The 15,636-nt window shown below is 69.3% G+C and carries 14 protein-coding genes; 6 read left to right on the top strand and 8 right to left on the bottom strand.

Going from position 1 to position 15,636, the window contains the following annotated elements:
• The first annotated feature begins 43 nt into the window (after positions 1-43).
• The 3 genes from QMO76_RS03615 to QMO76_RS03605 all read left to right on the top strand — a co-directional run bounded on the left by QMO76_RS03615 (position 44) and on the right by QMO76_RS03605 (position 5,557).
• On the top strand, positions 44-1,048 hold the full coding sequence (locus QMO76_RS03615) for a diiron oxygenase (RefSeq protein WP_306359719.1): 1,005 nt from the start codon (positions 44-46) through the stop codon (positions 1,046-1,048).
• Positions 1,049-2,635, top strand: a complete 1,587-nt coding sequence (locus QMO76_RS03610; protein ID WP_306359718.1) for an FAD-dependent oxidoreductase — start codon at positions 1,049-1,051, stop codon at positions 2,633-2,635.
• Positions 2,636-3,265: 630 nt separating this feature from the next.
• On the top strand, positions 3,266-5,557 hold the full coding sequence (locus QMO76_RS03605; RefSeq protein WP_306359717.1) for a hypothetical protein: 2,292 nt from the start codon (positions 3,266-3,268) through the stop codon (positions 5,555-5,557).
• 296 nt (positions 5,558-5,853) lie between these two features.
• Here the strand turns inward: QMO76_RS03605 and QMO76_RS03600 are convergent, their stop codons facing one another.
• Positions 5,854-6,615, bottom strand: coding sequence for an SDR family NAD(P)-dependent oxidoreductase (locus tag QMO76_RS03600; protein WP_306359716.1), 762 nt, complete (start codon positions 6,613-6,615; stop codon positions 5,854-5,856).
• A 106-nt stretch (positions 6,616-6,721) separates the two neighbouring features.
• Positions 6,722-7,378: an HAD family hydrolase gene (locus QMO76_RS03595; protein WP_306359715.1), complete on the bottom strand. Its 657-nt coding sequence runs from the start codon at positions 7,376-7,378 to the stop codon at positions 6,722-6,724.
• A 211-nt stretch (positions 7,379-7,589) separates the two neighbouring features.
• On the opposite strand from QMO76_RS03595, the gene QMO76_RS03590 reads away from it, so the two are divergent.
• Entirely contained in the window at positions 7,590-7,796 is a 207-nt protein-coding gene (locus QMO76_RS03590; protein ID WP_306359714.1) for a hypothetical protein, read from the top strand.
• Positions 7,797-7,911: 115 nt separating this feature from the next.
• On the opposite strand, the gene QMO76_RS03585 is transcribed toward QMO76_RS03590, so the two are convergent.
• The 6 genes from QMO76_RS03585 to QMO76_RS35260 all read right to left on the bottom strand — a co-directional run bounded on the left by QMO76_RS03585 (position 7,912) and on the right by QMO76_RS35260 (position 13,978).
• The gene (locus QMO76_RS03585; RefSeq protein WP_306360169.1) at positions 7,912-8,727 is read right to left on the bottom strand and encodes a sirohydrochlorin chelatase; all 816 of its coding nucleotides are present in this window, start codon (positions 8,725-8,727) and stop codon (positions 7,912-7,914) included.
• A 221-nt stretch (positions 8,728-8,948) separates the two neighbouring features.
• Positions 8,949-10,283: a sulfate adenylyltransferase subunit 1 gene (locus QMO76_RS03580; protein WP_306359713.1), complete on the bottom strand. Its 1,335-nt coding sequence runs from the start codon at positions 10,281-10,283 to the stop codon at positions 8,949-8,951.
• Positions 10,283-11,254 carry a sulfate adenylyltransferase subunit CysD gene (gene cysD, locus QMO76_RS03575; protein WP_306359712.1) on the bottom strand — a complete coding sequence of 324 codons (972 nt, stop codon included), beginning with the start codon at positions 11,252-11,254 and terminating at the stop codon, positions 10,283-10,285. The genes QMO76_RS03580 and cysD overlap by 1 nt, the downstream gene beginning before the upstream one ends.
• Positions 11,233-11,940 (bottom strand): phosphoadenylyl-sulfate reductase, encoded by a 708-nt coding sequence (locus QMO76_RS03570; RefSeq protein ID WP_306359711.1) that lies wholly within the window; start codon positions 11,938-11,940, stop codon positions 11,233-11,235. Before QMO76_RS03570 ends, cysD begins: the two co-directional genes overlap by 22 nt.
• A 16-nt stretch (positions 11,941-11,956) precedes the next feature.
• Positions 11,957-13,747 carry a nitrite/sulfite reductase gene (locus QMO76_RS03565; protein WP_306359710.1) on the bottom strand — a complete coding sequence of 597 codons (1,791 nt, stop codon included), beginning with the start codon at positions 13,745-13,747 and terminating at the stop codon, positions 11,957-11,959.
• A gap of 138 nt (positions 13,748-13,885) precedes the next feature.
• Positions 13,886-13,978: an Ms4527A family Cys-rich leader peptide gene (locus QMO76_RS35260; protein WP_368857812.1), complete on the bottom strand. Its 93-nt coding sequence runs from the start codon at positions 13,976-13,978 to the stop codon at positions 13,886-13,888.
• 121 nt (positions 13,979-14,099) lie between these two features.
• Here QMO76_RS35260 and QMO76_RS03560 point away from each other — a divergent pair, with 121 nt between their 5' ends.
• Together QMO76_RS03560 and hemW are read left to right on the top strand one after the other, a co-directional pair.
• On the top strand, positions 14,100-14,228 hold the full coding sequence (locus QMO76_RS03560) for a hypothetical protein (protein ID WP_306359709.1): 129 nt from the start codon (positions 14,100-14,102) through the stop codon (positions 14,226-14,228).
• A gap of 121 nt (positions 14,229-14,349) precedes the next feature.
• On the top strand, positions 14,350-15,573 hold the full coding sequence (hemW, locus tag QMO76_RS03555) for a radical SAM family heme chaperone HemW (RefSeq protein ID WP_372341892.1): 1,224 nt from the start codon (positions 14,350-14,352) through the stop codon (positions 15,571-15,573).
• Positions 15,574-15,636: the final 63 nt, after the last annotated feature.

Genomic DNA, 15,636 nt, shown 5'->3' with positions numbered 1-15,636 from the left:
GGGACACAGTTACCGACACTGAACTGGAGAGGCTGTGACGACGATGTCCGTAGCCACAACGCCCATCGACGACCCGATCGTCGCGGAAGCTCAGGAATACGCGCAGAAGCTGCTGCTGCTGTCGGAAGGGTCGGTGAACAAGCACTTCGACCCCTACGAGGACATCGACTGGGAGAACCCGGACTTCGACGCGAACACCAAGCCCGAGCGCTGGATCCTGCCCGAATCCGCGGATCCGCTGGGCCGCCACCCCTGGTACCGCGCGCTGACCGACGAGCAGAAGATCGCCATCGGCAAGTACCGCCAGGCCAATGTCGCCAAGGTCGGCCTGCAGTTCGAGTCCATCCTGATCAGCGGCATGGTGCAGCACACCTTCTCGCTGCCCAACGGCGACCCGGAGTTCCGGTACTGCACCCACGAGATGGCCGAAGAGCTCAACCACACCCTGATGTTCCAGGAGATGGTGAACCGCATCGGCATGGACGTGCCGGGTATGGGCCCGCTGGTGCGCCAGCTCCGTCACTTCGGCGTGCCGGTCGCGGTCATGTTCCCGAACCTGTTCTTCATGGCCGTGCTCGCGGGCGAGGAGCCCATCGACCACATCCAGAAGCAGATCCTGCGCTCCGGTGAGGACGTGCACCCGATCATGCGCGGCGTGATGGCGATCCACGTCGCCGAGGAGGCCCGCCACATCTCCTTCGCGCACGAGTTCCTCAAGCAGCACGTGCCCGAGCAGGGCGCGCCGCAGCGGTTCGTGCTCTCCATCGCGATGCCGATCGTCATGTGGATTCTGGGCCGCTCCATCGCGACCCCGCCCAAGGCGTTCTTCCGGGAGTTCGATATCCCGGAGAAGGTGCGCAAGGAGCTGTTCTACGGGTCCAAGGACGCCAAGCAGGTCTTCGCCGACTACTTCGTGGACGTGCGCGCCCTGGCCAAGGAGATCGGTCTGATGAACCCGGTCTCCAAGGCGGTGTGGAAGCTGCTGCGCATCGACGGCCCCACCTCCCGCTACCGCTCGGAGCCCCTCCGCGGCAGCAAGGTGGCCTAGATGCCGTACGTCGTCACGCAGTCCTGCTGCAGCGACGCGTCCTGCGTCTACGCCTGCCCGGTCAACTGCATCCACCCCACGCCGGACGAGCCCGACTTCCGGACGGCGGAGATGCTCTACGTCGACCCGAAGGCGTGCGTGGACTGCGGCGCGTGCGCCACCGCCTGCCCGGTGGACGCCATCACCTCCTCGAAGAAGCTGACCGCGGACCAGCAGCCGTTCATCGAGATCAACGCCGACTTCTACCGGCAGGAGCGGCCCCGGCCGCTGCTGGCGCGGCCTATCCCCGCGCCCGAGGTGAAGCCGGGCCGGGAGCCGTTGCGGGTGGCCGTGATCGGTTCCGGACCGTCGGCCATGTACGCCGCCGACGAACTGCTCACCCAGGCGGGGGTGCAGGTGACGGTGTTCGACCGGCTGTCCACGCCCTACGGTCTGGCCCGCTTCGGCGTCGCGCCCGATCACACCAGGACCCGTCAGGTCGCCAAGCTCTTCGACACCATCTCGGCGCAGCCGGGCTTCGGCTCGTACCTGAATGTCGAGGTCGGCAAGCATATTTCGCACGAGGAGCTGCTGCGGCACTATCACGCCGTGGTGTACGCGGTGGGCGCCTCCGCGGACCGCAAGCTCGGCATCCCGGGTGAGGGGCTGCCGGGCAGCGTCTCGGCGACCGAGTTCGTGGCCTGGTACAACGGGCATCCCGATCACGCCGATCGGTACTTCGACCTGTCGCAGCGGCGGGCGGTCATCGTCGGCAACGGCAATGTCGCCCTCGACGTGGCGCGGCTGCTGACCACCGATCCGGAGCTGCTGGCCGGGACCGAGGTCTCGCCCAAGGCACTGCAGGCGCTGCGGCGCAGCAAGATCGAGGAAGTGGTGATCGTCGGACGTCGGGGTCCGGCCGAATCCGCCTTCACCGTGCCGGAATTCGTGGGCCTGCTGGGTGCCGACGTGGATATCGTGGTCGAGGGTGAGATTCCCGAGACCCCGGCCGACGCGCCGCGGAAGGTCGAACAGAAGCTGAAGCTGCTGCGCGGACTGGCGGAACGGGCCACCGGCAAGCGCAAGCGCATCGTATTCAAGTATCTGGCGTCGCCGACCGCTCTCACCGGGGTCGACCGGGTGACCGGGATGGAACTGGTGCGCAACGAGCTCGTCGCCGATGCCGACGGCGCGGTGCGGGCGGCGGCCACCGACCGGACCGAAACCCTGGACACCGGACTGGTGCTCACCTCGGTGGGATATCGGGGTGTGCCGCTGACCGGACTGCCGTTCGACGAGCGGGCCGGGGTGGTTCCGAATCTGGACGGCCGGGTGTTGGAGACCGCGGGCGGTGCGGTGGTGTCCGGGTCCTATGTCACCGGGTGGATCAAGCGGGGACCGACCGGTTTTATCGGTACCAACAAGTCCTGCGCTCAGGAAACCGTGCGGCAGCTGGTCGCGGACTTCAATGCGGGACGGCTGCCCGAACCGGCCGGTAACGCAGCCGAATTCGACCGTTTGGTCGGGACTCGGCAGCCGCGGGTCGTTCGTGGCGGCGCCGCCAACCATCCGCGACGTTCGCTGCGCCTGCTGGTGCGGAGCCGCTAGCCCGCGCAGGGTCCGGAAACCGACCTCACGACCGCCGTATGCGTACCGATCGCATACGGCGGTCGTCCTGTTTGGGTGAATAGTCCTGCTGTGCGCCGTGATTCGCTGTCCCTGAGTGTCGAATATCGCTGCGCGACCGTCCAGGATGTGTGAGTTGTGCGAGCGGGTGTAATGCCGCGGGGCGGCCGAACGACGTCCTTCGTGTGACCGTCCGAGTGTCGGCCGGGTAGCGGTCTATTCCATTCCGAATACCGAAGTTTCGGGTGAGCAACCAAGCAGTGACCCGAAAATCGCCGGGCCGTACGGACGATGCGGTTTTGTTTTCCGGACTCTTCTCGCGTACCGGTTGGTATTGACTGGCGTTCGCTGGGTTGTAGCCACAAAGCGAGACTGGTCGGTATTTAGATTCCGAAAGTTGGCTGTGATCTTGGTCTTGATGCTGTTCGACCAGTAGATTCGCAAACTTGGCTACCGTTCACGAAAACTTTTCCACCGATTCAACATTCACGTCCGGCACGAGCCAGCTAACCTGAACGCGCTGTTTGGTAAACGACCGCGACCACATGGTTGTGCGACGTGGGGCCGTGGTCACGGTGCGTTGACGGGATAGCGATGACTGTTGGTTTTGGCATGAGCATCGGCACAGTGAACTCCGTGTGGGCGATCACCAGCTCGACCTCGCGGGCGGCGGGTGAACGCAATCGGCCCGCGGTCCGGGTCCGGCGCACGGCCGTCACCTTCGACAGTGCCGGCGGTGCCCGAATCGGTGGAATCCCCCGATTCGCCCCCGTGGTAACGGATTTCGCCGATCTCAGCCGCGAACCCGATCCGGTGGTGGTCGGTGGTCGCATCTGGTCGCCCGCCGATCTGGTCGCCGCGGTGGTGAATGGACTCATCGAGACCAACGCGCCCGAGGCGCCCGCCGTAACCGCCTATCCCGCAAGTTATTCCGACAAGCATGTGCATCGACTGCGGCGTGCGCTGGACTGGTCCGGCGGATCCGACGTCCTGCTCATGCCAGAACCGGTGGCGGCGGTGGAGTGGCTCGACGCCCACCACGGCATCTCCGAGGGCGGCCTCACCCTGGTCTACGACCTGGGCGGCAACAGTCTCGATATCGCGGTGGTGCGCACCGAGGCCGACCGCGGCGAGCGCGGGATACTCGGCCGGGCCGAACGCTCCCACGACTACGGCGGCCGACCGCTCGGCACCCTGCTGGCCCGCTACGCGCGCAGTATCGCCCCCGACGCCGCCCAGCCCGTCTCGGCCGTGGTGCCCGCGGCGGACACCAGCAGACTGCGCACCTGGCACATTCGCAATTCACTACGGCTGGTGCGGGCCACGGTGCACCGGTGCGGACTGAGCCTCAACCACATCGACCGCATTCTGCTCATCGGCGGCGCGGCGCGCCCGGTCGAGGTGGCGCGGGCGCTGAGCGAACTCGGTCTGCCCATCATCATGTCGCCGGACCCGGCGCACACCGTCGCCATCGGCGCGGCCATCGCCGCCGCGCGCAGCGCCGAGACCGGTTCCGCCATCGGCAAATACGCGCCCAAGGCGGCCGCCTTCTCCGGCGCCGCCGTCGCCTCGGCCCTGGCCATGTCGGCCGCCGCCATGATGGGCGGCACCCCGGGTGCGCCCGGCTTCCAGGCGACGCCGGACACCACCGGCGCCACCAAGACTTCCGGGACCGGCGCTCACGATGTCCTCCTCCTCGACGACGTGAGCGCCGGGCCCGGGAGCCGCGTCCACGCGGTGAGCGCCGCGGCGAGCATCCGCGACTACGGCGTGCTGCCGCCAACGGTGACCGCCGAATGGTCCGGCGGGCGGCCCGTGCATCGGGTGTATGCGGGCAACCACTGCGAAACCCGTTCCTCCGCAGGCAATACCACCTACGCCGACCCGTCGCGGTTCACCAATCCGGTGCCCTTCGAACTGCCCCGCGATTCCAGCGGCGGCGGTGGCGGTGGCGGTGGCGTGGTGATCGGGCCCGTCGATCCGGGCCAGCTCCCGTCGGTGAGCCTGCCGCCCGGACTGCCCGATATGCCGAATGCCGGTGACCCCGTGACGAATCCGATCGGAATCCCCGATCTCGGCGATATTCCGACCGCTCCGGTGGACGGCACGCCGCAGCTGCCCTCCCTGCCCGATTCGATGCCCGATCTGCCGACCGTGCCCGATACCGCAGATCCCGGTACGACGCTGCCCGACACCGGCGACACGGTCCCCGGCGATCCGGTCGGCACCGACGGCGCGCCGGACACGAGCGGCGACGCCGGGACACCCGCGGATGGGAGCGCCACCGATGGTGGCAGCACCGGCGGTGGAACGACTTCCGGTGGCGGTGCGCCCACGGGGGGCACCGACGGCGGTGGATCGACCTCGGACGGTTCGACCTCCGGCGGCAGTACCTCCGGCGGCTCGACCAGTGGCGGTTCCACGTCCGGCGGCAGCACCTCGGGTGGGAACACGTCGGGCGGGAACACTTCGGGCGGCAGCACTTCGGGCGGGAACACCTCGGGTGGTTCCGGCGGCTACGGCTCGGGTGGTTCCACCTCCGGAGGCTCCACATCCGGAGGTGGCTACGGGTCCGGTGGCTCCGGCGGCGGTTACGGCGGCGGGGGCTACGGTTCCGGCGGCGGCGACTCGTCATCCGGTGGCTCCGGCTCGGGCGGCTCCTCGTCCGGGGGATCCGATTCGGGTGGCAGCTCCGGTTCCGGCGGCAAGAGTTCGTCCGGCGGCAGTTCGTCATCCGGCGGCTCGAGCAAGAGTTCCGGCGGATCGGGCGCGAGTTCCGGCGGATCGTCCTCCGGCGGTTCAGGTGGCAGCGGTGGCTCTGGTGGTTCCGGTGGCAGCGGCGGTTCCGGTGGTTCCGGTGGCAGTGGTGGTTCCGGCGGCGGAGGCGGTGGTTCCGACAAGTAGTGCCCAGACCGACCCGCGCAGTACCGATTTCCCCTCCACCCCAGCGGCTACCGCGATCCCGATCGCAGGTGGCCCCCCAGCTGGTCGGCCGTCACGCCCCCGTGCGACCCAGTGACGGTCGGCTCGCCGCCCAGCACGACGAATTGCCCTTCGTGTCACCGGCATGCCACCGGTTACGTGCTCGGGCGGCCTCCAACGGGCCCACCCCGCGTCGTTCTCCCGTGCCCACGACGCGGGGTGGGCCGCTCGACCGCCCGCCGCTCGACCGCCCGCCGCTCGACGGACGGCCGCCCCGGTCAGCGTGCGGTGAAGCCGCCGTCGATCGCCAGGGCCGCGCCGGTGACGAAGCTCGCCTCGTCGCTGAGCAAGTAGGCGCAGAAGGCGGCGATCTCGTCGGGGGCGGCGATGCGTCCGAGGGGGTGCAGGGCGGCGATCGCCGCCTCGCCCTCGGGCGTCGCGCCCATGGAATCGCGGAAGGCGGGGGTGTCCACGGCCCCGGAAACCACCGCGTTGACCCGGATTCCGCGTCCGGCGGACTCCAGCGCGACCGCTCGGGTGAGTCCGATGACGCCGTGCTTGGCCGCCACGTACGGGGCGACCTGTCCCATGCCGACGACTCCCAGATTGGAGGCGTTGTTGAGAATCGCGCCGCCGCCCGATGCCGCCAATGCCGGAACCTGGTGCCGCAGGCCGTAATACACGCTGGTGAGGTTGAGCTCCAGATCGGCGCGCCAGCCGGATTCGTCGATCGTCTCGATATCGCCGAACGTGTTCAGTGCCCCGGCATTGTTGAAAGCGGCGTCCAGCCTGCCGAATTCGTGCACCGCCGCGGCCGTGAGGCGTTCGACATCGGCCTCCACGGTGACATCGGTGGGTACGAAGACCGCCCGCCCACCGGCCGTCCGGATTTCCTCGGCCATCCGGTCGCCGGCCTCCTTGCTGCGCGCGCCCAGCACCACGGCGCCGCCCTCGGCGGCGACCCGCCGCGCCACGGCCGCGCCGATGCCCGAGGTGGCACCGGTGATCAGGACGACTTTCGACTCGAAGCGAGAACCCATCGCGCTATCCCCTTGCGGTAGAGACTGTTTTGTTGACACGTCTAGTAAAGGACGGGCGCGGGTTCGGATCCGGCGGGAATCGGTCGTCGCGTTCGGCGGCGAGAACTCAGCGATCGGTGGGGGCGAGCAGATCGGGCAGTGCGTCCAGCCCGTCGACCACCACCCCGTAGCGGGTGGCCTGGGGCAGTTCCGCATGCAGGTAGCCCCATGGGCCACGCCGGATGAGCACCGGCACCATGCCCGCGGCATTGGCGGGCATGACATCGTTGTCGACCCGGTCGCCGACGTAGCAGATCTCGGACGGCCGCAACTCGGTCACCTCCACCACCTTGTCGAAGAACTTCGGATCCGGCTTCTCGAACTCCCATTCGGCGGAGGTGTAGACGGCGTCGACGGGCAGGTCCATCCGTTCCAGTGCGGCCTTGGCCTGCGGCGGCTGATTGCCCGCGATGATCACGCGCAGCCCGCGGGCACGCAGTGTGGCCAGTGCCCGCCGCACATCCGGATACAGATCGTCGGCGTCGAAGTTCACCCGCAGGCTGTCGGGCTCCTCCGCCGCCCAGGCGATCTGTTCTTCCTCCAGATCGATTCCGGGCGAGAGTACTTCGAAGGCGTCGGCCAATGGTCGCCCGGTGGCGGCCATTCCGCCGATCACCCCGAGCATGGCGAACCGGGGCACCCCCAGCCGGTCGGCCCAGCGGCACCAGATCCGCGTCTCGTCGATCAGCGTCTCGCCCACGTCGAACACCACAGCCTTGATCACCGGCCCAGCGTATCGGTGCGCGGGACGCGGCCGAGCGGCATCCCCGGCCCCCGTGCTCGTCTCGGGGGTGCGGGACGGCGTGCGTGCGGCGATCGACTGGATTCGGCCCGGGGCGCGGGTGGGTGCCGCGGTTTCCGGGCGCGATCGGTCCGTGGTGGGTATGGTGCGGAGGGCGTTTGTGAAACTACCGCCTTTCAAAAAGGAGTCCCTCATGCGCATCCTGCTGCGGACCGGCGTCCTCGCCCTCGGGATCGGCGCGGCCGCCGCCCTCGCGGGACCGGCTGTCGCCGATATCCCGCTGGTCGAGGCCCCGAGCGCCGACATCGTCGTACCCGACGCCCGGACCGCTCCGATCGACGACGACATGTGTTCCAGCATCACCGGTTCCTTCGGCAAGGACTACGAAGCCTGCATGTAGTCGCCGGTACGCCGGCACGCATGCGGCTGTCGGCCCGAGCAGTCCCGGGCGGGGGTACCAGGCTCGGGCCGATGGTGCCGGACGGCCGCGCGACGGTCATCGTTCCCGGATGGATTCAGGCGGTCAGCGTGCGGGGGAGTGACGCCGCGGCGTCGAAGCGGTCCAGTGCGACCTGGACGAGCCGCGGGTGTGTGCCGATCGCCGCGGTGTGGGTGACATCGGGGGCCGCGGTCGCCAGTCGGTCGGTGAGCAGCCCGGGAGCCAGGAACCACGGGGCGACCAGGAGTTGCCGCGCACCGCGGGCGCGCAGGCGCGACAGCGCGGCGGTGACCGTGGGTTCGATGGTGGCGAAACAGATCTCGGTGGACCAGCCGGTGTGGGCGGTGAGCAGCCGCGCCACCTGTGCTGTGCGTTCGTTCGCCGCGGTCGACGACGAGCCCACGGCCGCCACCGCGACGCCCAGGTGCGGCCCGCTCGTCAGAGGCGAGGCGGCGACAGCGTCCACGTCGACGCGTGACGCGGCGATCGAAGTCGCGTCGATGCGCGCGGAGCGCAACGCCTCCCCGCATGATCCGGCGGTCAGCGACTCGAGCACACGGTCACGCAGTACTTCGACCAGAAGCGGATCGGGTCCGAGCACATCGGCCTGGGTCAGCCGCAGTCGCGGGTGCCGGGCACCGGCATGCGCCAGCAACCCGGGCAGGTCCACCCGGGCGTGAAAAGCCTTGCCCAGCAACAGCGGCACCACCACGGCATGCGAATGACCATCCGCGGCCACGGTCGCCACGACCTGCTCCACCGACGGCGTGCTCAGATCCAGAAACGCCAGGCGCACATCCAGATCCGGACGCGCGGCGGAAATCCGTTCCGTGAGGGCGTGCATCGTCGCGGCAGAGCGCGGATCACGGCTGCCGTGCGCCACCAGGATCAGTGCGGGAGCTCGGTGCGCAGCGTGATCGCGAGATACCGCGTCGGCGCGCGGCGCGGCGTGCGGTGCCACCACGCGCCCGGCCGTGCGTCGCGAGTCGCGCCCGCGCCGTGCGGTAGCGACGACCTCCGGTGCCGGGAACCGGCCGCCGAGCGCTCCGGCGACCGAACCACCCCAACCCTCGGTGAACTCGCTCACCGGTGACGGACCCGTCTCCGCGCTGCTCACACGCCGATCTCCGCACCGACCTCGACGGCGGTCAGCGCATCGCCCACCAGGCCCGCGGCGAGGGTGTTGCCGCCCGCGGGGTCGATGAGCAGGAAGGAACCGGTGTGCCGGTTGACGCTGTAGTCGTCGGCGACGACGGGATCGGCCACGCGCACCGAGATACGGCCGATGTCGTTGAGCGACAGGGTTTCCGGGTTGGGGTCGGCGGCCAGATGCTGTTCGTCGAAACGCTCCAGCAGTGCGCCCACGATGGCCTGGGTGGTGCGGGTGCCGTGCTTGAGCAGCAGGCGCGCGCCCGGGCGCAGCGGCTTGTCACCGAGCCAGCACACGGTGGCGTCGAAGGAGTCGATGGGCTCGGGGGCGTCGGCCGCGGCGGCGATGGTGTCGCCGCGCGAGACGTCCACGTCGTCGGCCAGCACCAGGGTGACGCTGCGACCCGGCTGTGCCTGCGGCAGTTCACCATCGGGGGTGTCGATGCGCTCGACGGTGGTGCGGGTGCCCGAGGGCAGCACCACGACCTCGTCGCCCTTGGTGACCACGCCCGCGGTGACCTGACCGGCGTAGCCGCGGTAGTCCGGGTACTCGGCGGTGCGCGGCCGGATCACGTACTGCACGGGGAAGCGCAGCCCCACCTCGTGGCGGCCGTGGCTGTCGGCGTCCACCGGCACCGATTCCAGGTGCTCGATGAGTGAGGGGCCGGTGTAGTACGGGGTGTTCTCCGAGCGCGAGGCGACATTGTCGCCGTGCAGCGCCGACACCGGAATCTCCTGCACGTCCTCGGGAGCCCAGCCGAGTTTGGCCGTGAGTTCACCGAATTCGCCGCGGATCCGGTCGAACACGGCGGCCGGATCGTCCACCAGGTCGATCTTGTTGACCGCCAGTACCAGCTTCGGCACGCCCAGCAGCGCCATGACGGCGGCGTGGCGGCGGGTCTGCTCGATCACGCCCTTGCGGGCGTCCACGAGCAGGATCACCAGCTGCGCGGTGGACGCGCCGGAGACGGTATTGCGCGTGTACTGCACATGCCCCGGCGTATCCGCGAGCACGAAAGACCGCTTGGGCGTGGCGAAGTAGCGGTACGCCACGTCGATGGTGATGCCCTGTTCGCGCTCGGCGCGCAGGCCGTCCACCAGCAGCGAGAGGTCCGGGGTGGACAGGCCCTTGTCGACCGAGGCGCGGGTGACCGCGTCGATCTGGTCGGCCAGAACCGATTTGGTGTCGTACAGCAGGCGTCCGACCAGGGTGGACTTGCCGTCGTCCACCGACCCGGCGGTGGCGAGTCGCAAAAGCTGTGCCGGATGCTCGCTCCGCAGGCTGCGCTCGGCAGACATCAGAAATAACCCTCTCGTTTACGGTCTTCCATGGCGGCCTCGGAGACGCGGTCGTCGCCGCGGGTCGCGCCACGTTCGGTGAGCCGGGACGCGGCCACCTCGGCGAGGATCGCCGCGTTGTCGGCGGCATCGGAGATGATCGCGCCCGTGGTGGAGCCGTCGCCGACGGTGCGGTAGCGCACCGATTTGACGACCAGCTCCTCACCCTCGGCCGGTCCGCCCCAGCTGCCCGGGGTCATCCACATGCCGTCGCGCAGGTACACCGGGCGCTCGTGGGCGTAGTAGATGGTGGCCAGCTCCACGTTCTCGCGGGCGATGTAGCGCCAGATATCCAGCTCGGTCCAGTTGGACAGCGGGAACACCCGCACATGCTCACCGGGTGCGTGGCGACCGTTGTACAGGTTCCACAGCTCCGGCCGCTGCCGCTTGGGATCCCAGCGCCCGAAGGCGTCGCGCAGCGAGAAGATGCGCTCCTTGGCGCGCGAGCGCTCCTCGTCGCGGCGGCCGCCGCCGAAGACCGCGTCGAAGCGGTTCTCGGTGATGGCGTCCAGCAGCGGCACGGTCTGCAGCGGATTGCGGATGCCGTCGGGGCGCTCGGTCAGCCGCCCGTCGGCCAGGTACTCCTCGACCGAGGCGACATGCAGGCGCAGCCCGTACTTCTCGACCACCTTGTCGCGGAACTCCAGCACCTCGGGCAGGTTGTGCCCGGTGTCCACGTGCAGCAGCGCGAAGGGCAGCGGCGCGGGCCAGAACGCCTTGATGGCCAGGTGCAGCAGCACCGTGGAGTCCTTGCCGCCGGAGAACAGGATCACCGGCCGCTCGAACTCACCCGCCACCTCGCGGAAGATGTGGATGGACTCCGACTCCAGCGCGGCCAGGGTGTCGAATTCGGGGACGGTGTTGTCGGTGACAGGGGTGTCGGTGACAGCGTTCGGCTCGATCAAACTGGTCATGAGGCGTGCAACCCGCATTCGGTCTTGGCGAGCCCGGCCCAGCGGCCGGATCGCGGATCGGATCCCGGTTCCGGCTTCCGTGTGCACGGAGCGCAACCGATGGACGGATATCCCTCTTCCACAAGGGGATTGACGAGGATGCCGTTGGCCTCGATATAGGCGGCCATCTCTTCGTCGGACCAGGCGGCGATCGGATTGATCTTCACCAGGCCGAACGCCTCGTCGAAGGAGATCAGGGGCGCGTTGGCGCGGGTCGGGGACTCCACCCGGCGGATACCGGTCACCCAGGCGTTGTAGCCGGACAGCGACTTGCGCAGCGGCACCACCTTGCGCAGGCGGCAGCACTCCCCGGCGTCGCGGGCGAACAGATCCTTGCCGAGCAGCTGATCCTGTTCGGCCACAGTGTGTTCGGGTGTGACGTTGACGATGTTCACGCCGTAGACCGTCTCCACGGCGTCGCGGGTGCCGATGGTCTCGGCGAAGTGGTAGCCGGTGTCGAGGAACAGCACGTCGACGCCCGCGCGGACCTGCGCGGCCAGCTGCACCAGCACGGCGTCCTGCATATTGGAGGCGACGATGTAATCGGATCCGAAGGTGTCCTCGGTCCAGCGCAGCAGTTCCTGTGCGGAGGCGTCCGGACCGAGTTCGGCCGCGCCCTTCTCGGCGATGGCCCGCAGTTCGGATTCAGCGAGTTTCGTTTTCATACCGGATATCTCCCAACTACCGCAGATCTGCCTCGTCGGCGCGAACAGCCCACTGCGCGAACCGTTCTTCACCGTCACGGTTCTTGACGAAGTTGCGCACCACGCGCTCGATGTAGTCGCCGAGCTCGGCGCTGGTCACCTTGTGCTGGCGCAGCTTGCGGCCGAAACCGCTGTCGAGCCCGAGGCTGCCACCGAGATGAACCTGGAAGCCCTCCACCTGATTCCCGTCGCCGTCGTCGACGAGCTGGCCCTTGAAGCCGATATCGGCGATCTGGGACCGGCCGCAGGAGTTCGGGCAGCCGTTGATATTGATGGTGATCGGCACGTCCAGATCGGCATTGATATCCGCGAGCCGCTGCTCGAGCTCGGGGGCCAGCACCTGCGAGCGCTTGCGGGTCTCCACGAACGACAGCTTGCAGAACTCGATACCGCTGCACGCCAGCAGATTCCGCCGCCAGTGCGACGGGCGGGCGTGCAGTCCCAGCGGTGCCAGCTCGTCGATCAGCTGATCGACCTTGTCGTCGGCCACATCCAGGACGATGAGCTTCTGGTAGGGGGTGAAACGCACCCGATCGGAGCCGACCCGCTCCACCGCGTCGGCCACCTGCTGCAGGATGGTGCCCGAGACGCGACCGGCGATGGGGGAGAAGCCGACCGCGTTGAGCCCGTTGCGCAGCTTCTGCACCCCGATGTGGTCGATGGGGCGCGCGGGCCGCTCCGGGGCGGGGCCGTCGACGAGCTTGCGCTTCAGGTACTCGGTCTCGAGCACCTCGCGGAACTTCTCGATGCCCCAGTCCTTCACCAGGAACTTGATGCGGGCCTTGGTGCGCAGTCGGCGGTAGCCGTAGTCGCGGTAGAGCGCCACGATGGCCTCCCACACGTCGGGCACCTCGTCGAGGGGCACCCACGCGCCAAGACGCTGCGCCAGCATGGGGTTGGTGGACAGTCCGCCGCCGACCCAGACATCGAGTCCGGGACCGTGCTCGGGATGCTCGACGCCGATGAAGGCGACGTCGTTGATCTCGTGCACCACGTCCTGCTGGCCGGAGATGGCGGTCTTGAACTTGCGCGGCAGGTTGGAGTAGCGCTTGTCGCCGATGTAGCGCTTCACGATCTCGTCGATGGCCGGTGTGGGATCGAGGATTTCGCCGAAGGATTCACCGGCCAGCGGCGAACCGAGGATGACGCGCGGGCAGTCGCCGCACGCCTCGGTGGTGTGCAGGCCGACCTCCTCGAGCCGCCGCCAGATCTCCGGCACGTTCTCGATCTCGATCCAGTGGTACTGCACGTTCTCGCGGTCGGAGAGATCGGCGGTGTCGCGGCCGAATTCGGTGGAGATCTCGCCGATGGTGCGTAACTGCCGGGCGTCGAGCGCGCCCGCGTCGCAGCGCACCCGCATCATGAAGTACTTCGCCTCGAGAATGTCGATGTTCTCGTCGCCGGTCCAGGTGCCGTCGTAGCCCTCTTCGCGCTGGGTGTAGAGGCCCCACCAGCGGAATCGGCCGCGCAGATCGCTCTTGTCGATGGAGTCGAATCCGGCCTTGGAGTAGATGTTCTCGATGCGGGCGCGGACGTTGAGCGGGTTGTCGTCCTTCTTGTTCTGCTCGTTCGGGTTCAGCGGCTCGCGGTAGCCGAGCGCCCACTGGCCCTCGGACTTGCGGCGGACCGGTCGGCCGGTGCGCTCCCGCGGTGCCACGGGCGCTTCCGAACGCGGCCGGTCCGGGCGCACGCGTCGCTCGGCGGCGGGGCGCGGCGGCCGGGCGGGGCGAGCGGAATCGGAACTGGTGGCGTCGGTGCTCGACGTCATGGGGATCGCTCCTGATGGGTCTTGCGGGCAGGCGGGAGGGGCTGGCTCACGCCTCCGATATCAGTGATACGGCTATCAGCGAACCGGTCTCCGCGGCGTCGCGGTGACGCCGGTTTCCGGGAAGAGTGGGGAGCCGATCTACCGGAGGCTTCCGGGCAGACAGCTCGCGCTGCAGACGCGCTTGAAGTCGACATGGCGTCGTGCCACGAGTCGTACCCCAAGTGCCGTCATGCAGCTTATTGTGCCATGTCAGACGGGTCGTTCCGACCGCTCGACGGTATTTTCCGGACATCTCCGGGAAATCCCCTGGACAGCCGACCTGATTTGTGACGCGTCTCATAGCCCGGCCAAGGTGCGCCAGCGCTATCTGTCCCACGACGGCGAACTCCGGTCCGAGGGCAGCCCGCTCTACGGCATGACGAAGGAGGACGGCCGCTGGCTGCTCACCTTCTGCCAGAACACCCCGGTCGTCGACCACTGAATCCGTCGACGGTTCCGCCCGGCCCGCCGCGCCCGCCCGGCACGCGGGGCGGGAGCGGATTCGGGATGCACAGCGAGGTGGCGGCTGCGGTGTGATGTGCGCGACCGGTCAGACTGGAGGGGTGACCGCATCCGCTCCGTCCTCCGCTCACGCCGCCCCGGCGGGCTCCGAGTCGTCGGCGCCGACGCTGCGCGACTTCGGGGGCGGGGCGTTCGGGATCTACATCCACGTGCCGTTCTGCGCCACGCGGTGCGGGTACTGCGATTTCAACACCTACACGGCGGGGGAGTTGGGCAGCTCCTCGTCGCCGCAATCCTGGTTCGAGGCGCTGCGCGGCGAACTGGCCACGGCGGCACGGGAATTCGAGGCGCTGCCGAGTGCGGTGCCGCCGGTGGAGACCGTGTTCGTCGGCGGCGGGACGCCGTCGCTGCTCGGCGGCGACGGACTGGCGGACGTGCTCGACGCGGTGCGGGCGAACTTCACCCTCGCCGCCGGCGCCGAGGTCACCACCGAATCGAATCCGGAGTCCACCTCCCCGGCCTTCTTCGAGCGGCTGCGCGCGGCCGGATACACCCGCATCTCGCTGGGCATGCAGTCCGCCGCCGCGCACGTGCTGAAGGTGCTCGACCGCACGCACACCCCCGGCCGGGCGGTGGCCGCCGCCCGGGAGGCGCGCGCCGCCGGATTCGACCACGTCAACCTGGACCTCATCTACGGCACCCCGGGCGAGACCGACGCCGATCTGGACGCCAGCATCGACGCCGTGCTCGCCGCGGGGGTGGACCACCTCTCGGCCTATTCGCTCATCGTCGAGGACGGCACCGCGCTGGCCCGCCGTGTGCGCCGCGGTGAACTGCCCGCCCCCGACGAGGATGTGCTCGCCGCCCGCTACGAACGCCTCGACGCCCGCCTCGAACAGGCGGGCCTGAGCTGGTACGAGGTCTCCAACTGGGCCGCCGACGACGCCGCCCGCTGCCGCCACAACCTCGGCTACTGGGACGGCGGCGACTGGCTCGGCGCGGGCCCGGGCGCACACAGCCACGTCGGCGGCGTCCGCTGGTGGAATGTGAAGCATCCGGCGCGCTACGCGGACCGGGTGGCGACCGGCGCACTTCCCGCCGCGGGGTGGGAACCGCTCACCGCCGAGGAGCGCTACACCGAGCGGGTCATGCTCACCGTCCGCCTGCGCAGCGGCCTGCCCCTGGACGACCTCGATGCCGCCGGTCGCGCCGCCGCCGCGCGGGTCATCGCCGACGGGCTCGCCGACCGGCTCGCCGACCGGCTGATCCTCACCGACCGCGGCCGCCTGCTGGCCGACGCGGTCGTCCGCACACTGCTCACATAGCCCGACCGCAGTGCGGTCCGGTCTACCCGGGGCGATCACGGGGGCGGGCGCGCCGAATCCGCG

This window comes from Nocardia sp. CC227C (genome assembly GCF_030767025.1).
GTDB lineage: Bacteria > Actinomycetota > Actinomycetes > Mycobacteriales > Mycobacteriaceae > Nocardia.
This window is presented reverse-complemented; position numbering and strand designations above follow the sequence as displayed.